A 17,846-nucleotide genomic window follows, 5' to 3' on the forward strand; every position below is an offset into this window, starting at 1 on the left:
CCGCGCTGTCAGGGGCGCTGAAGGCGCCCGTGAGTGAAGACTCAAGCGACGAGCATCAATGCTCGCGAAAGTCCAGCGCTGGGTGAATATTCACGCCGCAGCTTGCCCGCTTCGGATCTCAGTCGTCCTCGGTCAGCGCAAGGTAGACGGCGCAGCAGCCGCGTAGCCAGACCAGCGTCGGCAGCACCAGCGCCAGTGCGAACACCACGCCGCCGCCGATCAGTGCCGCCTGCCCCAGGTTGCCGCCCTCCAGCGCGACGCCGTTGGCGCTCAAGCTGCGCGGCCCGAGCCCGGTGAGGCCCGCCAGCAACTGCCGGGCCGGCAACTCGATGCCGGCGCCCAGGATAGCCAGGCCCGCCAGCAGCTTGCCGCCGGTCACGACGACGAAGCTGACCGCCGCCGTGGTCAGCGCCACCAGCAGGTAGACGGCGGCCATCAGCAGCGCAGTCTCCGGCAGGCCATGCCGCAGCCGCCGGCGCAGGAAGGCCAGCACGCCACTGCTGCGCTGCCCGGCCCACACGGCGGGCCCCGCCAGCGGCCCGACCAGCACGACGATGATGAAGGCCAGGCCTCCCAGCAGGAGCACGCCCACCGGCAGCACCACGGCCATCAGCGGCGCGCCCACCCAGGGCCAGCGCGTCGCCCACAGCAGGCCCGCCAGCACGGCCACGCCGGCGGCGGCCAGCGCCAGGCAGGCCAGCAGCGTCAGCAGCACGCGGTGGGCGCTGCGCAGCGCGTCGGCGAGGGCGTCCTGCGGGTCGCGGATGGGCAGGCCGCGGGCCTGATCCATCAGCAGCAGGCCTGTGGTGTTGACGCCAAAAAAGGCGACAGCCAGGGCGAGCCCCAGCCAGACGGCGCTCAGCAGGGTGTCGCCGCGTGCGACGGCGGACTGCGCTGACGCCAGCAGCAGTCCGGCCAGACAGAATCCAGCAAGCAATGCGTAAAGCGCGCGCAAATTCCTTGGCGCGTCCACGCTGGCCAGCACGCGAGAGAGGGCGGAAAGGGGTTGGAAACTCATCGGTAGCGCCGTATTAGCGATGACATGAACATGAGAAACGGGACCCGACAGGGTTTGTGCTAGCTCTGAAAAACAACACTTGTCAAAGGGGCTGCGTGCAATTGTTAACCCCGACACCATAATGATTCGCCTGTGTTTGGACGCCGCACCTTCGCTTGAATGGTTCACGATGGGTTGAAGCTCCACATGGTTTATTGGTTTTGAGTTAGAGAAGGGCTTCCCCATGGGAAACAAGCTTTATGTGGGCAATCTGGCCTACAGCGTGCGTGACGAATCGCTGCAAGAGTCGTTCAGCCAGTTCGGCACGGTGACCTCCGCGAAGGTCATGATGGACCGCGAAACCGGTCGTTCCAAGGGTTTCGGCTTCGTTGAGATGGGTTCCGACGCCGAGGCGCAAGCCGCCATCAACGGCATGAATGGCCAGGCCCTCGAAGGCCGCGCCATCGTCGTGAACGAAGCGCGTCCTCGTGAAGAGCGTCCGGGCGGCTTCGGCGGCGGCGGTCGCTCCGGCGGCGGCGGCTACGGCGGTGGTGGCGGCGGCTACGGCGGCGGTGGCCGCTCTGGCGGCGGCTACGGCGGCGGTGGTGGCGGCGGCTACGGCGGCGGCGGTGGTGGCGGCTACGGCGGCGGTGGCCGTTCCGGTGGCGGCGGCTACGGCGGCGGCGGTGGCGGCTACGGTGGTGGCGGTCGCTCCGGCGGCGGCGGTGGCTACGGTGGTGGTGGCCGCTCCGGTGGTGGCGGCGGCTACGGCGGTGGCGGCTACTAAGCCCTTCGCAACATCACGCTGAACAAGGCGCCTTCGGGCGCCTTTTCTTTTGCCCGTGCCGTCAAAAACCCAGCGCGAGCTTGGCAAACAGTTCGCGGCTGCGCAGTCGCCCGGGCCGTTCGCTGGCCCGGTTCAACCCGACGCTGAGGAGCCGCGCCAGCCCCACGCGGTGCTGGAACATCAGTGCCAGCTGGCGTTCGCGGCTGTCAGCGGCGGAGAGGTTGGCGGCGGCGTCGGCCCGACGTGTGAAGTGAGTCTGCTGGTGGATGAGGCGTAGCGAGTCGCGCGCACTGAGGTGCCACACGACGAGGCTCTGGGCGCTGCGGTCCGTGAAGGCGCGCTGACCGTCGGGTGCGTTGACATAGCCCAGGCCCAGCCGTTGCTCCAACTCCAGCCATCCGCCGCCGGGCAGCGCGAAGCGCAGCTTGGCCTCGGTCTGTGCCTGCAGCCCGTTGCCAACACGATCGGCCTCCACATCCAGCCGGCGGCCCCATTCAATTTCGGCCGTGACATAACTCAGCATTTCGCCGGGATTGGATTCGACACCCAGCAGCAGCGTGCGTGTCGGATGCAGCGTGCCGCCGCTGCGGGCGCGATGCTGGTCCAGCCCGACATGGCCCCAGACGCCCGTGTTGCGCGCCGCAGCGAACCAGAAGCCGGGCCGCAGCTGCCGCTCGACGACTTGGCCGGCCGCGACGCCCAGCAGCGGGTCGCTGAGGGTGCGCGTCTCCTGCAGCGTGAGCTGGGCTTCACTCTCGTGCAAGGCCAGGCCGGCGAGCTCCTGTTCGCCCAGCCGCAGGTAGCCGAAGGCGGAGGCGCGGCGGATACCGCTCTGGTTGACGAAGCCGTTGTCGTTGGCGAAGCGCGGGCTGATCTCCTCGACGTTGACGTTGGCGAACCAGTCCGCGTCGAGATGGCGCCAGCCCAGCCAGGCGCGGTGGCCGCGGTCGGTGGGTACGCGCAGCACCTGGCCGTCGGCATCCAGGCCCAGCGTGGTGGCCGACAGCAGCAGATGGCCGCGCCACTGATCGTTGTCGCCGGCCCGCCAGACGCCGTCGCTGCCGACGACACGCGTCGTCAGGCCGTCGCCGAAGTCGCGCAGGGACACCAGGCCGGCCAGGCCCAGCTGACCGTTCTCGCCGAACTGCCGGCGCCCGCGCGCAAAGCTGGCCTGCGAGTCGCGCGGCTGCTCGCCCGTGCGCGTGGCGAAGGCGCTGGCGCGCAGCACCGGGCCGCCACCGGCGTCGCGCAGGTGCAGCGCCGTGGCTTCGGCGCCGGTGCCACGCCAGGTGGCGCGCAGGCCCCAGTCGGGGTCGGTGATGGCGCGCGTGTAGAAGGCCGCGAGGCTGCGGTTCTCGCCGGACTCGTCGGGCTGCGTCGGGCCCACGACGTCGGCGCTTTCCAGGAAGAAGTGGCGTTTCTCCGGCACGCTGAGCGCGAAGTGCGTATTGCCGGCGAGCTGTGGCTCATCCAGTTCCACCTGCGAAAAGTCGGGGTTCAGCGTTGCGTCGATGACCCAGTCGGCGCGTGGCCGCCACTTGAGCTCGGCGCCCAGTGATGCCTCGCGGCTGCGGCGGGTGCCGGTCTCGTCGCTGCCCTGCGTGCTGCGCAGCGTCAGCTCGGGGCGGAAGGTGATGAAGCTGCGTTCGCGCACCTGTTCGACGAGGTCGGCCAGGCCGTCCAGCGGCTGCAGTTCGGCGATGAAGTGCAGCGCGTCCTTCGTGAGCGCCGGCGCGCTGACGTTCAGCGTGCGGTCTTCGCGCGGGATGTTGCGCGTGACCATGACGCGCCAGGGCAGGCCGTCGGCGCAGGTCGGCCCGACGCCTTCGGGGGGCAGCTGTCGGAGGCCCGCCGCCTGGGTGCACGCCTGGTAGGGGAAGCGCAGTGCCGCCAGCGGCCAGCGCAGCTCGACGCTGTAGCCATCGGCCAGCCGCACGGTGGCGGCCTCGACGTCGAAGTCGGGTGCGGCGTCCTCGCTGGCCTCTTCGGCGGCGAACAGGCCGTCGTCGATGGCACCGGCCGCGCTGACGCGCACGTACTGCGCGGTGCGCCGGCGGCCCACCGGGTCGATGAAGACGGCGACGAAGTCCTGGTCGGCCTTGACCTGATCACGCCGGGCGAGCGGCGCGCGGATGCGCTCGGGTTCGGGGTCCCACGCTCGGATGCCGAAGACGAGTGCGTCGTCGGTCACCAGGACCTGAACCGTCGTGCGCCAGCGTGCCGGCAGTTTGTCGGTGGGCAGGAACTGCGCGAACTGCTCGTAGACGGGCGCCTGCTGCCAGGCGGGTTCGTCGAGGCGGCCATCGATGGCCGGGGGCGTGGTGCCGGCCGCGAGGCGCAGGGCCACGGGGTGGTCGGCCCAGGTGGGCAGGGCCAGGGCGAGCAGGCCCAGGCCGAGGAGGCGGAATGTCATCGTAGGAAGAGACCGAAGGCGCAACGACGCGGATGCCTGCGGCATCAGGTCGGCGCAATGCAGGGCGCCCGGTACGGGCGGCACAGGCGCGGGCTGGCTAGGCGTCAGCGCGCGGGCGTCAGCAGGGGTGAAGAACCTTCAGCATGGTGACCTCCTCGGCCGCTTCGGTGCGGCTGCAATCGGTGCGAGGCGCGCAGTGTAGCCACGCCACGCGCGATGCGGTTATTCCGCCGCGCGCTTCTTGCGGCCGCGGCCGGCCAGTGCACGGTCGTAGAGCCAGTTCGGCAGCACGCGCAGCAGCTTGGCGACGACGCCCATCTGCCACGGAATGACGCGGTAGCTGACCTGCGCACGGATGGCGCGCACGGCGCGGTCGGCGAAGTCCTCCACCGGCATCAGGAAGGGCATGCTGTAGCGGTTGCCACGGGTCAGCGGCGTGTCGATGTAGCCGGGCAGCAGCGTGACGACGCGCACGTTGTGCGGCCGGCATTCGCCGCGCAGGCTCTCGCAGTAGGCGACGACGGCGGCCTTGCTGGCCGAGTAGGCGCCATGGCCCGGCAGGCCGCGGATGGCGGCGACGCTGGCAATGCCCACCAGCGTGCCCGAGCCGCGCGCCTTCATGGCGGCGAGGAACGGGTGGAAGGTGGCCGCCACCCCGACGTTGTTGATCGCGAACGTGCGGCGCATGACGTCGAGATCGTCGAAGTAGGTGGTGTCCATGCCGATGCTGACGCCCGCATTGGCGATGACCACATCCGGCAGGCCCTGCGCCTCGGTGCACTCGCGGCCGATGCGTGCCATGGCGTCGAGATCGACCACGTCGGCTCCGTAGACGCGCAGGCGCGCCATGTCCAGCCGCTGCTCGGCGGCCCAGCGCGTGACGTCCGCCGTGCGGCGCGCGACGAGTGCGAGCCTTGCGCCGTCTTGGTAATAGCGCAGCGCCAGCGCCTGGCCGATGCCGCTCGATGCGCCGGTGATGAAGACCAGCTCAGTCATCTCAGTGATCCATCCTGTTGTGGGCCGAGCGCCGGGCCGCGCTGGCGATGTGCTTGCCGGTCCAGCCGGCGAGCATTGCCGTCCCCACGCGGGGCCGACCAGACTCGCTCGCGTGCAGCGACGCGAGTTTGGGCGAGGGGTGCCTCATTTGCTGGGTCGGGCGGCAATGCTGCCCTGCGTTTCGCCGCTGAAGGTGACGCGACCGGTCAAGTGGCGGTACTCGAAGTTCTGCGTGTTCAGCGTTGTGCCGCCTTGCCGGATGGTCACGGGCAGGTGGGAGCGCAGCACTTCGCTGTTGGAGAGCGCCTGCAGGAACTCGCCGCGCACTTCCATCAGGGCCGGGCTGTTCTCGTTCGCGCCCGTGGCCAGTCGGCGCAGCCGCACGTCGCCCAGCAGTTGCAGGTCGCTGCCGTCGCCATTGCTGAGGGCGCGCTTGGCCTCGGCAATCGCCAGCGTGCCGTCGGGAGCCACGGCGCGCACGCGGGCCTGGTCGATCTCGACGGTGTCGGTGTCGGGGTAGTGGCGCAGCTCGGCGCCAGCGATCTGCACGTTGAGCCGGCCGTCGGCGCCGATGCGCTGGATCTCGAAGTTGGCCATGCGGTAATCCGGCACGTGACGCGGCGGCGCGGGTTCGCCGGGGTCGCCCAGCAGCGGCGTGTTCTTCACGAGCCACCAGGTGCCGCTGGCGAGCAAGGCCATCAGCAGCAGCGGCAGGTAGTTGGAGAGCAGGCTCTGCACGCGCCACGTCCAGGGCTGGGGCGGGCGGCGGCGCGGCGTGGGCGCAGGCAGGGTGGCCGGCATCACGCGGTCCGGCCGCCGTCGAGCGTGGCGTGGTGGGCGTTCAGCAGGCGCTCGTAGTGGCCGGCAGCCATCAGCAGCAGGTCGCAGAACTCGCGCGCGGCGCCATGCCCGGCCGAGGCGCGGGTGACGTGGTGCGCGGTGGCCAGCACCTCGGCATGGGCGCCGGGCGGCGCACAGGCAAAGCCGGCGCGGGACAGCAGCGGCAGGTCGGGCCAGTCATCGCCGATGGCGGCCACCTCGCCCCAGGGCAGGCCCAGTTGCTGCAGCAGCGGCTCGGCGGCGGCCAGCTTGTCGGCGATGCCGTACAGCGCGTGCTTCAGCCCCAGGTCTGCGACGCGGCGGCGCACGGCGGGGCTGTCGCGGCCGGTGATGACCACGGGCGTGATGCCCACCTGCTGCAGCGACTTCAGGCCATGCCCGTCCAGCGTGGAGAAGGCTTTGAACTCCTCGCCGCGCTCACTGATGTAGATGCGGCCGTCGGTCAGCACGCCGTCGACGTCGAAGATGGCCAGCTTGATACCCAGGCCACTGCCTTGGGCCTTGACGAGGAGTTCCGTCGGGAATTGCAACGCAGCCATTAGATGACCTTGGCCCGCATCAGATCGTTGATGCTGATCGCGCCGAGCAGCTTGCGCTCGGCATCGACGACGAGGACGACCGTGATGCGCGCGGCTTCCATCAGGTCGGCCGCATCGACGGCCAGCGCATCGGCGCCGACGGTGCGGGGCTTGGCGTGGGCCACTTCGGCGGCGGTCAGTGCGCGCAGGTCGCGGCCCTGCTCGACAAGGCGGCGCAGGTCGCCGTCGGTGAAGATGCCCTGCACGCGGTCGTCGGCGTCGACGATCACCGCCATGCCCAGCGCCTTGGCGCTCATCTCGCGCATCAGCTCGGTGAAGGGCGTGCCTGCGGCCACGCGGGGCAGGGCGTCGCCGCTGCGCATCAGGTCGCGCACGTGCGTGAGCAGCTTGCGGCCTAAAGCGCCGCCGGGGTGGGAGCGGGCGAAGTCCTCGGCGCGGAAGCCGCGTGCGTCCAGCAGCGCCACGGCCAGCGCGTCGCCCAGCGCCATCTGGGCGGTGGTGCTGGCTGTGGGGGCCAGTTGCAGCGGGCAGGCTTCCTCGGCCACGGCGCTGTCGAGCACGACGTCGGCGTGGGCGGCCAGGCTGGACTCGGCGCGGCCGGTCATCGCCAGGATGGTGATGCCCAGGCGCTTGAGCACCGGCAGGATGGCGTTGAGCTCGTCGCTCTCGCCGGAGTTGGACAGCGCCAGCACGATGTCGCCGGCCGTCACCATGCCCAGGTCGCCATGCGCGGCCTCGGCGGGGTGAACGAACAGGGCCGGCGTGCCGGTGGAGGCGAGCGTGGCGGCGATCTTGCGGCCCACATGGCCACTCTTGCCCATGCCCATGACGGCCACGCGGCCCTGGCAGCCGAGGATGGTTTGCACGGCGCGGGCGAAGGCGTCGCCCAGTCGGGGAGCCAGCTGCGCCAGCGCGCGGGCCTCGACCTCGAGCGCCTGGCGGCCGATGCGGATGGCGCTCTCGGCGGCAAAGACGGAAGAACTCATCCGGCCAGTGTAGACAACGCGTTGGCGGGCAGCCCCGGGGCCGTGAATTTGCGGCATATGCGGGTCTGCCCCTAGGCCGGCAGCCAGCCAACTGCAAGGCTCGCACAGGGGGCATCCACACAATTCCAGCGATGCACACCATTCTGGATGCCCACCCTTCGCGACCCGCGACGTTGCCCGCCGGCGTGGTGGCGGTCGTGGCCGGCCTGGCCACCTTGCTGGCCTGGGATGCCAGCGGGCTCGACCTGTGGGTCATGCGGCATGTTGGCAGTGCGTCGGGCTTCGCGTTGCGCGAGGCCTGGTTCACGTCACAGCTCATCCATCAGGGCGGGCGGTTGCTGTCGTGGGTGGCGGTGGTGGGCATCGTGCTCGTCAACCTGCAGCCGGCGCGGTGGCTGCCGGCGCTCACGCGCCGTGAACGGGTCACGTGGCTGGTGGTCACGCTGCTGTGTCTGGCGGCGGTGTCGCTGGTCAAGCGTGTCAGCCTGACGAGCTGCCCCTGGGATCTGGCCGAATTTGGCGGGACGGCGCGCTACGTGTCGCACTGGGCCTTCGGCCTGCGCGACGGGGGCGGCGGGCATTGCTTCCCGTCCGGGCATGCCAGCGCGGCCTTCGCCTTCCTGAGCGGCGGCTGGGTGCTGGCGCGTGCCTACCCGGGCGCCGCGCGGGCCTGGCTGGTGGGCGTGGTGGCGCTGGGCGTGGTGTACGGCGCCGGCCAGATGCTGCGTGGCGCGCATTACCCCAGCCATACGTTCTGGACGGCCTGGATCTGCTGGGCGGTGACGGTGGCGGCCACGTCCATCGGCCCTGGGCGCCTGCGCCGTCGATCGGCAGACTGAGCGCCGCCGCCGGAGCCCGCCGAGGCGCCGACCTGAGATGATCGGCCCGCCATGCGTCTACATCCCCTCACCCTTTCCGTCGCGGCCGCGCTCATGTTGGCCGGCTGTGCCAGCTCGAGCCAGGACAAGGTCACCAACGCGGCGACGACGCCGCTGAGCGACCTGAACGTCGTGCGCGCCGACATCCCGGACGTGCTGAAGGCCGCCGCTGCGGCCCCTTACGCCGAACCCGCCGACACCAGTTGCCCGGCCCTGGCCGCCGGCATCCGGGCGCTGGACGAGGTGCTGGGCCCGGATCTGGATGCACCCGCCGGCAAGGGCGGCCCGGGCCTGCTGGAGCGCGGCGAAGACGCCGCCACCGGCGCGCTGCAGCGCACGGCCGAGGGCGTCATTCCATTCCGTGGCTGGGTGCGCAAGCTCAGCGGCGCCGAGCGCTACGCGCGGCAGGTGAGTGCGGCCATCACGGCCGGCGGTGTGCGCCGGGCGTTCCTGCGCGGGCTGTCGGTGGCCAAGGCCTGCGTGGCGGCGTCGCCGGTGGCACCGGCGAAGCCTGCCAAGCCGTCCTGAGCGCCCGCACACGGCGCTTTTCAAACCGTCAACAGCCCGGCAACGGCGGGCGGCCAGACTTGCGCCGCAGTTGCACGCCCGCCGATTGACGCCCATGCCCCGCCTGACGCTGTTCCGCCTGTTCCGCCCGCTGCTGGCGGCTTCGCTCATGGGCGCGGCGCTGGCCGCGTCGGCCGGTGGCTGCGATCGCTCGGCCGACCCGTTGCCGCCCGGGCCGCAGCGGGTGCTGTTCGTCGGCAACAGCTTCTTGCATGGTCACGCGGCGCCGGTGCTCCGCTATCACGCGGACCGTGTGACGGACCTGAACGGCACGGGCTACGGCGGCGTGCCGGCGTTGTTCAAGCAGCTGGCCGACGACGCCGGCCTGCAGGTGGAGGTCAGCAGCGAGCTGGTCAGTGGGCAGACGCTGCGCTTTCATGCCGACCGCAAGCTGCCGCTGATCGCCGGCCAGCGCTGGGACGCCGTCGTGCTGCAGGAGAACAGCCTGCTGGACCCTCACCACCCGGGCGATGCCGGGGCGTTCGTGGCGGCGGCCGGCCGCATCGAGGCGGCCGTGCACGAGCGCCATGCCGGTGCACGCGTCTATCTGCTGGAAACCTGGGCGCGTGCCGATCAGGTCTATCGCACGCCGGGCGGCCGCTGGGCCGGGCAGACGCTGGAGGCGATGCAGGCCGACCTGCGTGCCGGCTACGCGCAGGCGGCGCGGGCGGGCTGCATCGCCGGGGTACTGCCGGTCGGCGACGCGACGTTGCGGGCCGTGCAGGACGGCGTGGCCAGCCGCAACCCCGATGGCCCCATCGACGACGGCAAGCTCCGCCTGTGGGGCTCGGACCGGCACCACCTGAGCGCCTGGGGCAGCTACTTGGAGGCGCTGGTGATCTTCGGGCGGCTCACCGGCCGGGACCCGGCCAGCCTGGGCGCCGACAGCCGCGCCGGGCGCGACCTGGGCCTGAGTGCGGCGCAGGTCGAGGCCGCGCAGGCGGTGGCGTCGCGACAGCTGCGCGCCGGGCCCTGACGGCGGCCCGACGGCCGCAGCAGGTCAGCCGCGCAGCGCGCGCTTGGCCGACAGGCCCATGAAGATCGCGAACACGACGACCACCAGCAGCCCCACCGTCAGCGAGGTGTGCTCGGCGATCAGGCCGATCAGCGGCGGGCCGGCCATCATGCCGAGGTAGCCCACGCCCGACACCGCAGCGATGCCGTGCGCCGGCGACACGCCGGGCACCTGCGACGCCGCACTGAACAGCATGGGCACGACGTTGGACAGGCCCAGCCCGACCAGCGCGTAGCCGATCAAGCCCACCGCCGGCGATGGCACGGCCAGCGTGAGCGCCATGCCGGCGGCGGCCAGCGCGCCGCTGGCGCGCAGCAGGCGGCGCGGCACGACACGGGCGCGCACCCAGTCGCCGGCGAAGCGTCCCGCAGCCATCGCGGCGCTGAAGGCGGCGTAGGCCAGCGCCGCGGTGCTGGCATCGCTGGCGCGCTCCTGCTTCATGAACAGCACGCTCCAGTCGTAGATCGCGCCCTCGGCGATGAGGCCCATGGCGGCCAACGTGCCCAGCAGCGCCAGCGGGCCGCGGGGCAGGCTCAGCGGGTGTTTTTCCTCGCCGGCGTGATCGGGCACCGGCAGCATCGCGCGGCTCGCGACGATCACGGCCAGCGCGCAGGCACCGGTGGCCGTCAGCAGGTGAGCCTGCGGCGACAGGCCGAGCGCCGGCACCGCGCTGCCCAGCCCCGCGCCGGCCATGCCGCCCAGGCTGAACATGCCGTGGAAGCCACTCATCAGCGGCTTGCCCGTGAGGCGCTCGATCTCGCTGGCCTCGGTGCTCAGCGACACGTCGAACAGGCTGCCGAAGCTGCCGAACACCAGCATGACCACGAGCAGCGCGGCGTACTGGGTCGACACCTCCAGGCTCGCGATGGCAACGCAGCTCACGCAGCCCATGACGCCGGCAACGGCGCGCGGCCCGAAGCGGCCGACGATGCGCCCGGCGTAGGCCAGCGCGGCCAGCGCTCCGATGCCGCTGGCCAGCATGGCCAGCGCCAGCGACTGCTCACCCAGCCCGTAATGGGCCTTGACGATGGGCACGTGCACGCCCCAGGTGGCGAACAGCACGCCCATGACGAAGAACTGGATGCGCAGCGCACGCGAAGCGCCGCTGAGGGACGGTGGGGTCACTTGGCCTGGGCGGTGATGCGGGTGAAGAAGTCGTAGACGCCCTGGTCGCCCATCGAACGCGCGTTGGCCAGTTCGCCGCCTTCCGTCGCGTAGATCAGCTTGCCCTGCGGCGACAGCACGGCCACGGCCGGGATGCCTTTCTTCAGCGGCACGCGGTAGCTCTCGGCGATGTCGACGTTGCGGTCGAAACGGCCCACGTCCACCTTCACGACCTTGAAGCTTTTGGCGATCAGCGGCGCGCTCGGGCCGTTTTTGAAGGTCGCGTCCAGCATACGGCAGTCGCCGCACCAGTTCGCGCCGAAGACGACCAGCACCGGCACGCCGGCCTTCTCGGCGTCGGCCAGCGTGGCGCGCACGGCGGCCTTGGCGTCGGCGCCTTCGTCATAGATCGCCGGCGGGCCGGCGTGGGCGGACAGACTGGCCGCGAGGCCGGCAGCGAGCAGCAGGGTGGAAGGCAGTTGACGCATGGTGATGAGCTTTCTACAGCGAGGCGACCCGAGGAAGGGTCAACTGAAAGCGCTTTCAAGGCAATCATGCCAGGCGATTGACAACGTTGTCAAGCTGTCGTTCGGGGCGACTTTCGAGGAGGGAACACGGTACCGGATGGGAAGCGGGTGCTGGGGCGACGAGGACGGCTGCCCGGCGGAGCGCCAGATCTCTCGGTGGCCGGCGGGTGCAGGCGAGAGGCTTGCGCGCCAGCCGCCACAGGCCTGCGCAACCCGGTCGACCTCGGGCCGAACGGCCGGGAGGGAGGTGATCGGCCGCGTCGCCGGCCGATCCAGCCTGATGCCCGGCAGGGCGGCGCGTGCGCGGGCGCGACGCCACCCGGCCGGGCGCCAAGTCACAGCCCGCCGCCCAGCACGCGGTAGGCGGCCACGAGGTTCTGCGCGCGCTGGCTTTGCACCTGCACCAGCGCCTGCTGGGCCGTGAAGAGCGAGCGCTGCGAGTCGAGCAGGTCCAGCGAGCTGGCGATGCCGGCCTGGTAGCGCTGTTCCGACAACGCCAGCCGGCGGGCCTCGGCGTCCACCTGGGCGGCCTGCGCGGTGCGCTGCTCGGCCAGCGTGGCGCGGCCCGCCAGCGCGTCGGCCACGTCGCGGAACGCGCTCTGGATGGCCTTTTCGTACTGCGCCGTGGCCGCGTCGCGGGCGGCGCGCGCGCTGGCCAGGTTGGCGCGGTTGCGGCCGGCGTCGAACAGCGGCTGCACCAGCGATGGCGCGAAGCTCCAGGCCGACTGCTTGAACAGGTCGGACAGGTGGCTGCTGGCCGTGCCGTACATGCCGGTCAGCGTGATGCGCGGGAAGAACGCGGCGCGCGCGGCGTCGATGTTGGCATCGGCGGCCGCGAGGGCCTGCTCGGCCTGACGGATGTCGGGGCGGCGCGTCAGCACCTCGCTGGGCACGCCGGGCGGCAGCTCGGCCAGCGGCTCGAAGTCGGCCAGCTCGCCGGTCGGCGGCGGCAGGTCGGCCGGCAGCGCGGTGCCCAGCAGCAGCACCAGCGCGTTTTCGTCGAGCGCGCGCTGACGCTGCGTCTGCGCGAAGGCCACGCGGGCGGCCTGCAGCGTCGACTCGCCGGAGCGCAGGTCCATCTCGCCGATGACGCCGCCCTCGAAGCGCTGGCGCAGCAGCTGCAACGACTGCTCGCGGCTGGCCAGCGTGTCGCGCGTGATCTTCAGCAGCGCCTCGTCGGCCTGCAGCGCGATCTCGGCCGTCGCGACGGCGGCCACCAGCGCGATGCGCACGGCCTGCTGGTTGGCCTCGGCCGCCAGCAGCTGGGCCTGGGCGGCTGCGTCCAGGCTGCGCAGCCGGCCGAAGAGGTCCAGCTCGTAGGCCGAGACCTGCAGCCCGGCCTGATAGCTGCTGTTGATACCGCCGCTGCTGTTGGGCGAGCGCGAGCCGGTCAGGCCCGCATTCACCGTGGGCCACAGGTCGGCGTTGCGGGCCTGGGCGGTGGCGCGGGCGCTCTCGATGTTGGCCGCAGCCACGCGCAGGTCGCGGTTGTTGGCCAGCGCCAGCGGGATCAGCCGCTGCAGCCGCGCACCCTGGAAGGCCTGGGCCCAGGGCAGGGCTGCTGCGGCGGTGCCGCCGGTGGCGGCCAGCTCAGCGCCGGGGAAGGTGGCGGCCGGCAGCGCCGCCTGTGCGGCCTCGGCGGCGGCGGGCTTCTTCGGCTCGGGGCCGGCGCAGGCCGCGAGCAGCGCGGCCGTGGTGAGGAGGGTCAGTGCGGACTTCATGCCTGGCTCCCTGGGGTTTCCTCGGCCTCGTGGGCGTCGCGCCTTCGCTGGCGTTCGCTGCCGGGGAAGAAGCGCCGCACGACGACGAAGAACACGGGCACCAGGAACACGGCCAGCAGCGTGGCCGAAATCATGCCGCCCATGACACCGGTGCCGATGCCGCGCTGGCTGGCGGAACCCGCGCCGCTGGCCAGCACCAGTGGCAGCACGCCCAGGATGAAGGCCAGCGAGGTCATGACGATGGGGCGGAAGCGCAGGTGCGCCGCTTCGCGCACGGCGTCGAAGATGCTGTGGCCCTGGGCCTGCAGATCCTTGGCGAACTCGATGATGAGCACGGCGTTCTTGGCCGACAGGCCGATGATGGTGATCATGCCGACCTTGAAGTAGACGTCGTTCTCCAGCCCGCGGAAGTTGGCCCCCAGCACCACGCCCAGAATGCCCAGCGGCACCACGAGCAGCACGGCCAGCGGGATGCTCCAGCTCTCGTACAGCGCGGCCAGGCACAGGAACACGGCCAGCAGCGAGAAGCCGAACAGGATGAAGGCCGTGGAGCCGGACAGCTTTTCCTCGCGGGACTGGCCCGTCCACTCGTAGCCGAAGCCGTCGGGCAGCGTGGCGGCGATCTTCTCCATCTCGGCCATGGCCGTGCCCGTGGACACGCCCTTGGCCGGCTCACCGGCGATGCGCATCGTCGGGTAGCCGTTGTAGCGCACCGTCTGCAGCGGGCCGGTGATCCATTTGCTGGTGGCGAACGCGCTCAACGGCACCGGCTGGCCGGCACTGTTGAGCACGTTGAGCTGGAGCAGGTCTTCGGGCTGCATGCGGGCCGGTGCGTCGGCCTGCACGATGACGCGCTGCAGCCGCCCGGCGTTGGGGAAGTCGTTCACGTAGCTGGAACCCAGCGACGTGCCCAGCACCGCGTTGACGGCGCTCATGTTCAGACCCAGCGCCATCGCGCGCTCGCGGTCGATGTCCAGCTGCACCTGGGCCGCGTCTTCGAGCCCGTCGGGCCGCACGGCGGTGAGCAACGGGTTCTTGGCGGCGGCGGCCAGCAATTGGTTGCGCGCGGCCAGCAGCTCGGCGCGGGTGTGGCTGGTGCGGTCCTGCAGGCGCAGCGCGAAGCCGTTGGCGCGGCCGAGGTCGCGGATGGGCGGCGGGCTGGTCGGGAAGATGACCGCGTCGCGGATCTTGCTCAGCGCCGGGAACGCGCGGGCCACCAGCGCCTGCGCCGAATGCTCGGCGCCGTGGCGCTCGTCCCAGGGCTTGAGCGTCACGAAGGCCAGGCCGGCGTTCTGGCCGGAGCCCGAGAAGCTGAAGCCGACCACGCCGACCATGCTGTCGACCTCGGGCTGCTTGAGCATGAAGTCCTCGGTCTGCTTCATGACCTCCAGCGTGCGCGCCTGCGTGGCGCCGGGCGGCAGCTGCACGTTGACGAGGATGTTGCCCTGGTCCTCGTTGGGCACGAAGGACGTGGGCAGCTTCTGGAACATCACCACGGCGGCCGCGATGACGGCCGCGTAGACGAAGCCCATGCGCACGGTCGAGTGGATGAACTTCGTCACCCAGCCCTCATAGCCCTTGGCCATGCGCGCAAAGCCGCGGTTGAACCCGCCGAAGAAGCCGCGCTTGTCGACGTGGTGACCGGCCTCGACCGGCTTGAGCAGGGTGGCGCACAGGGCCGGCGTCAGCGACAGCGCCAGGAAGGCCGAGAACGCGATGGCCGAGACCATCACCGCCGAGAACTGGCGGTAGATGTTGCCGATGGAGCCGCTGAAGAACGCCAGCGGCACGAACACCGAGATCAGCACCACGGTCACGCCGATGATGGCGCCGGAGATCTGGCTCATCGCCTTGCGCGTGGCCTTGAGCGGCGACAGCCCCTCCTCGCTCATGATGCGCTCGACGTTCTCCACCACCACGATGGCGTCGTCCACCACGATGCCGATGACCAGCACCATGCCGAACATCGTCAGCACGTTGATCGAGAAGCCCAAAGCCAGCAGCGTCGCGAAGCTGCCCAGCAGCGCGATGGGCACCACCAGTGTCGGGATCAGCGTGTAGCGGATGTTCTGCAGGAACAGGAACATCACCAGGAACACCAGCACGACGGCCTCAATCAGCGTCTCGACGACCTGCGAGATCGAGATGTCGATGAACAGCGAGCTGTCGTAGGGGATGCTGGCCTTCACGCCGGCCGGGAAGTAGGGTGTCAGGTCCTTGAGCCGTTGCTTGATGAGCTTGGCGGTCTGCAGCGCGTTGGCGGAGGGCGCCAGCTGCACGCCGATGCCCACCGAGGGCACGCCGTTCAGGCGGGTCTGGCGGCCGGTGTAGCTGTCGGCGCCCAGCTCGATGCGGGCGACGTCCTTGAGCCGCACGGTGGAGCCGTCGGCGTTGGCGCGCAGCACGATGTTGCCGAACTGCTCCGCGCTCGTGAGCTGGCCGCGCACGACCACCGTCGCGGCGATGGTCTGGCCCGCCACGTTGGGCAGGTCACCGATGGAGCCCGAGCTGACCTGGGCGTTCTGCGCCTGGATGGCGGTGTTCACGTCCGCCGGCGCGAGCTTGTAGCCCACCAGCTTGGCCGGGTCCAGCCAGATGCGCATCGCGCGCTCGGTGCCGAACAGCAGGCCCTGGCCCACGCCCGGCACGCGCTGGATCTCGGGCAGCACGGTGCGCGAGGCGTAGTCGCCCAGCGCGATGGGATCGAAGTCCGGGTTGCTGCTCGACATCATGATGAAGAGCAGGAAGTTGGGGTTGGCCTTGTCCACCCGCACGCCCTGCTGGATGACGGCCTGCGGCAGCCGCGGCTGCGCGCGCGCATAGCGGTTCTGCACGTCGACCTGGGCCAGGTCGGGGTTGGTGGAGGGGTCGTAGCTCAGCGTGATCGAGCCGGTGCCGTCGGCCTGCGTCACGGCCTCCATGTAGATCAGGCCGGGCGAGCCGTTCATCTCGCGCTCGATGACGCTGATGACCGAGTCTTCCAGCGTCTGCGCGGACGCGCCGGGGTAGGTGACCGACAGCACGATGGACGGCGGTGCCACCGGCGGGTATTGCGCGATCGGCAGCTGCGTGACGGCCACGGCCCCGAGGACCGTGATGAACAGGGCGATGACCCACGCGAAGATGGGTCGGTTGATGAAGAACTGCGCCATGAGTGCTCGGTCCTCTTCAGCGCGAAGCCGCAGAAGCAGGCGCGGCCGGCGCCGAGCCCGGGGCGGCCCACGGCACGGCGCGCGCCTTGCCACCGGCCTTCACGCGCTGCAGGCCGTCCACGACGACCTTCTCGCCGGCCTTCAGGCCGTCCAGCACCAGGGCGCGGCCACCTTGCGATGGCCCCAGCTTCACGGGCCGCGCGGTGACGCTGCCGTCCTCCGCGACGACCAGCACGCTCTCGCCGGTGGCGCCGCGCGTCACGGCCTGCTGCGGCAGCGTGATGGCCGCGTCCACGGCGGCCTGTGTCAGCCGCACGCGCACATACAGACCGGGCAACAACTGCCCCTTGGCATTGGGCAGCTCGGCGCGCAGCGTGATCTGGCCGGTCGTGGTGTCCACGCTCAGGTCAGAGAACAGCAGCTTGCCGGGTTCGGCGTAGACGCTGCCGTCCTCCAGCAGCACCTGCACCTGGGCGGCCTCCTTGCCACTGGCGCGTTGCAGCCGGCCGTCGGCCAGTGCCTGGCGCAGCCGCATGACCTCGGCGGCCGACTGCGTGAAGTTCACATACAGCTTGTCGACCTGCTGCACGACGGCCAGCGGCGTGGCCTCGCCTTGGCCCACCAGCGCGCCTTCGGTGACGAGGGCGCGGCCGATGCGGCCGGCGATGGGCGACGTGACGGCGGCATAGCCGAGGTTGATCTGGGCTGTCTGTACCGCGGCCTTGCCGGCGGCGACGTCGGCGCGGGCCTGCAGCGCGGCGGCCTGGGCATTCAGCGCCTCCTGCTGGCTCACGGCCTGGGTCTTGGCCAGCGGCGCGTAGCGGTCGGCCAGCGCCTGGGCCTGCACGAGATTGGCCTCGGCGCGGGCCAGTGTGGCCTGCGCGCTGGCGAGCGTGGCGCGGTAGGGGGCGGCGTCGATCTCGAACAGCGCCTGGCCGGCCTTCACGTCGCTGCCTTCGGTGAACAGGCGCTTTTGCAGGATGCCGGCGGCGCGGGCACGCACCTGGGCAACGCGGAAGGCTTCGAGCCGGCCGGGCAGCTCGGTCGCCAGATCGGCATGCCCCGGAGCCACGGTGACGACACCGACTTCCGGCGCCGGGGGCGCACTCGCCGGTGCGGCCTGGCCGCCGGCGGGGCTGCAACCCTGCAGGCCAGCCCCCAGGCCGGCCATCAAGCACATGACACCCAGCCTGGCCTTGCTACTTCTTGCCCACTTCATCTTCATGCCCTTGTCCGACGTTTACTGCTGCCCCGGCGTCCGCGTCGCGCGGCGAGGCAAAGCGGCTCACTTTAGCGATGCAGACGGGGCTGCGCGGATGAAGCT

The 17,846-nt window shown here is 71.2% G+C and carries 15 protein-coding genes; 4 read left to right on the top strand and 11 right to left on the bottom strand.

Translation table 11 applies throughout. The features are described 5' to 3' along the window. Positions 1-118: 118 nt before the first annotated feature. A complete protein-coding gene (locus ACG00X_RS15295; RefSeq protein ID WP_394489054.1) occupies positions 119-1,018 on the bottom strand; it encodes a hypothetical protein in 900 nt (299 codons plus the stop codon). Positions 1,019-1,241: 223 nt separating this feature from the next. Here ACG00X_RS15295 and ACG00X_RS15300 point away from each other — a divergent pair, with 223 nt between their 5' ends. After that, on the top strand, positions 1,242-1,784 hold the full coding sequence (locus tag ACG00X_RS15300; protein WP_394489055.1) for an RNA recognition motif domain-containing protein: 543 nt from the start codon (positions 1,242-1,244) through the stop codon (positions 1,782-1,784). A 61-nt stretch (positions 1,785-1,845) separates the two neighbouring features. Here the strand turns inward: ACG00X_RS15300 and ACG00X_RS15305 are convergent, their stop codons facing one another. The 5 genes from ACG00X_RS15305 to ACG00X_RS15325 all read right to left on the bottom strand — a co-directional run bounded on the left by ACG00X_RS15305 (position 1,846) and on the right by ACG00X_RS15325 (position 7,558). Continuing rightward, entirely contained in the window at positions 1,846-4,197 is a 2,352-nt protein-coding gene (locus ACG00X_RS15305) for a DUF5916 domain-containing protein (RefSeq protein ID WP_394489056.1), read from the bottom strand. Between the two features lie 222 nt (positions 4,198-4,419). Further along, on the bottom strand, positions 4,420-5,193 hold the full coding sequence (locus ACG00X_RS15310) for an SDR family oxidoreductase (RefSeq protein WP_394489057.1): 774 nt from the start codon (positions 5,191-5,193) through the stop codon (positions 4,420-4,422). Positions 5,194-5,337: 144 nt separating this feature from the next. Then, complete coding sequence (lptC, locus tag ACG00X_RS15315) at positions 5,338-5,994, bottom strand: LPS export ABC transporter periplasmic protein LptC (protein ID WP_394489058.1); 657 nt, start codon at positions 5,992-5,994, stop codon at positions 5,338-5,340. Continuing rightward, positions 5,994-6,572 (bottom strand): KdsC family phosphatase, encoded by a 579-nt coding sequence (locus ACG00X_RS15320; RefSeq protein ID WP_394489059.1) that lies wholly within the window; start codon positions 6,570-6,572, stop codon positions 5,994-5,996. Before ACG00X_RS15320 ends, lptC begins: the two co-directional genes overlap by 1 nt. Beyond that, positions 6,572-7,558, bottom strand: a complete 987-nt coding sequence (locus ACG00X_RS15325) for a KpsF/GutQ family sugar-phosphate isomerase (protein ID WP_394489060.1) — start codon at positions 7,556-7,558, stop codon at positions 6,572-6,574. Before ACG00X_RS15325 ends, ACG00X_RS15320 begins: the two co-directional genes overlap by 1 nt. Positions 7,559-7,689: 131 nt before the next feature. On the opposite strand from ACG00X_RS15325, the gene ACG00X_RS15330 reads away from it, so the two are divergent. The 3 genes from ACG00X_RS15330 to ACG00X_RS15340 all read left to right on the top strand — a co-directional run bounded on the left by ACG00X_RS15330 (position 7,690) and on the right by ACG00X_RS15340 (position 9,979). Then, positions 7,690-8,397, top strand: coding sequence for a phosphatase PAP2 family protein (locus tag ACG00X_RS15330; protein WP_394489061.1), 708 nt, complete (start codon positions 7,690-7,692; stop codon positions 8,395-8,397). 51 nt (positions 8,398-8,448) lie between these two features. Continuing rightward, on the top strand, positions 8,449-8,964 hold the full coding sequence (locus ACG00X_RS15335) for a hypothetical protein (RefSeq protein WP_394489062.1): 516 nt from the start codon (positions 8,449-8,451) through the stop codon (positions 8,962-8,964). Between the two features lie 94 nt (positions 8,965-9,058). Then, positions 9,059-9,979 carry a PEP-CTERM sorting domain-containing protein gene (locus ACG00X_RS15340; RefSeq protein WP_394489063.1) on the top strand — a complete coding sequence of 307 codons (921 nt, stop codon included), beginning with the start codon at positions 9,059-9,061 and terminating at the stop codon, positions 9,977-9,979. Between the two features lie 24 nt (positions 9,980-10,003). On the opposite strand, the gene ACG00X_RS15345 is transcribed toward ACG00X_RS15340, so the two are convergent. The 5 genes from ACG00X_RS15345 to ACG00X_RS15365 form a co-directional block, all read right to left on the bottom strand. Next, entirely contained in the window at positions 10,004-11,143 is a 1,140-nt protein-coding gene (locus ACG00X_RS15345; RefSeq protein ID WP_394489064.1) for an MFS transporter, read from the bottom strand. Further along, positions 11,140-11,610, bottom strand: a complete 471-nt coding sequence (locus ACG00X_RS15350; protein WP_394489065.1) for a thioredoxin family protein — start codon at positions 11,608-11,610, stop codon at positions 11,140-11,142. Before ACG00X_RS15350 ends, ACG00X_RS15345 begins: the two co-directional genes overlap by 4 nt. A 374-nt stretch (positions 11,611-11,984) precedes the next feature. Next, on the bottom strand, positions 11,985-13,370 hold the full coding sequence (locus ACG00X_RS15355; protein WP_394489066.1) for an efflux transporter outer membrane subunit: 1,386 nt from the start codon (positions 13,368-13,370) through the stop codon (positions 11,985-11,987). Continuing rightward, positions 13,367-16,522 (bottom strand): efflux RND transporter permease subunit, encoded by a 3,156-nt coding sequence (locus ACG00X_RS15360; protein ID WP_394489067.1) that lies wholly within the window; start codon positions 16,520-16,522, stop codon positions 13,367-13,369. Before ACG00X_RS15360 ends, ACG00X_RS15355 begins: the two co-directional genes overlap by 4 nt. Before the next feature lie 16 nt (positions 16,523-16,538). After that, positions 16,539-17,702: an efflux RND transporter periplasmic adaptor subunit gene (locus ACG00X_RS15365; protein WP_394489068.1), complete on the bottom strand. Its 1,164-nt coding sequence runs from the start codon at positions 17,700-17,702 to the stop codon at positions 16,539-16,541. Positions 17,703-17,846 lie beyond the last annotated feature (144 nt).

The sequence above is a fragment of the Pelomonas nitida genome, assembly GCF_043555975.1.
Classification (GTDB): domain Bacteria; phylum Pseudomonadota; class Gammaproteobacteria; order Burkholderiales; family Burkholderiaceae_C; genus Pelomonas; species Pelomonas nitida.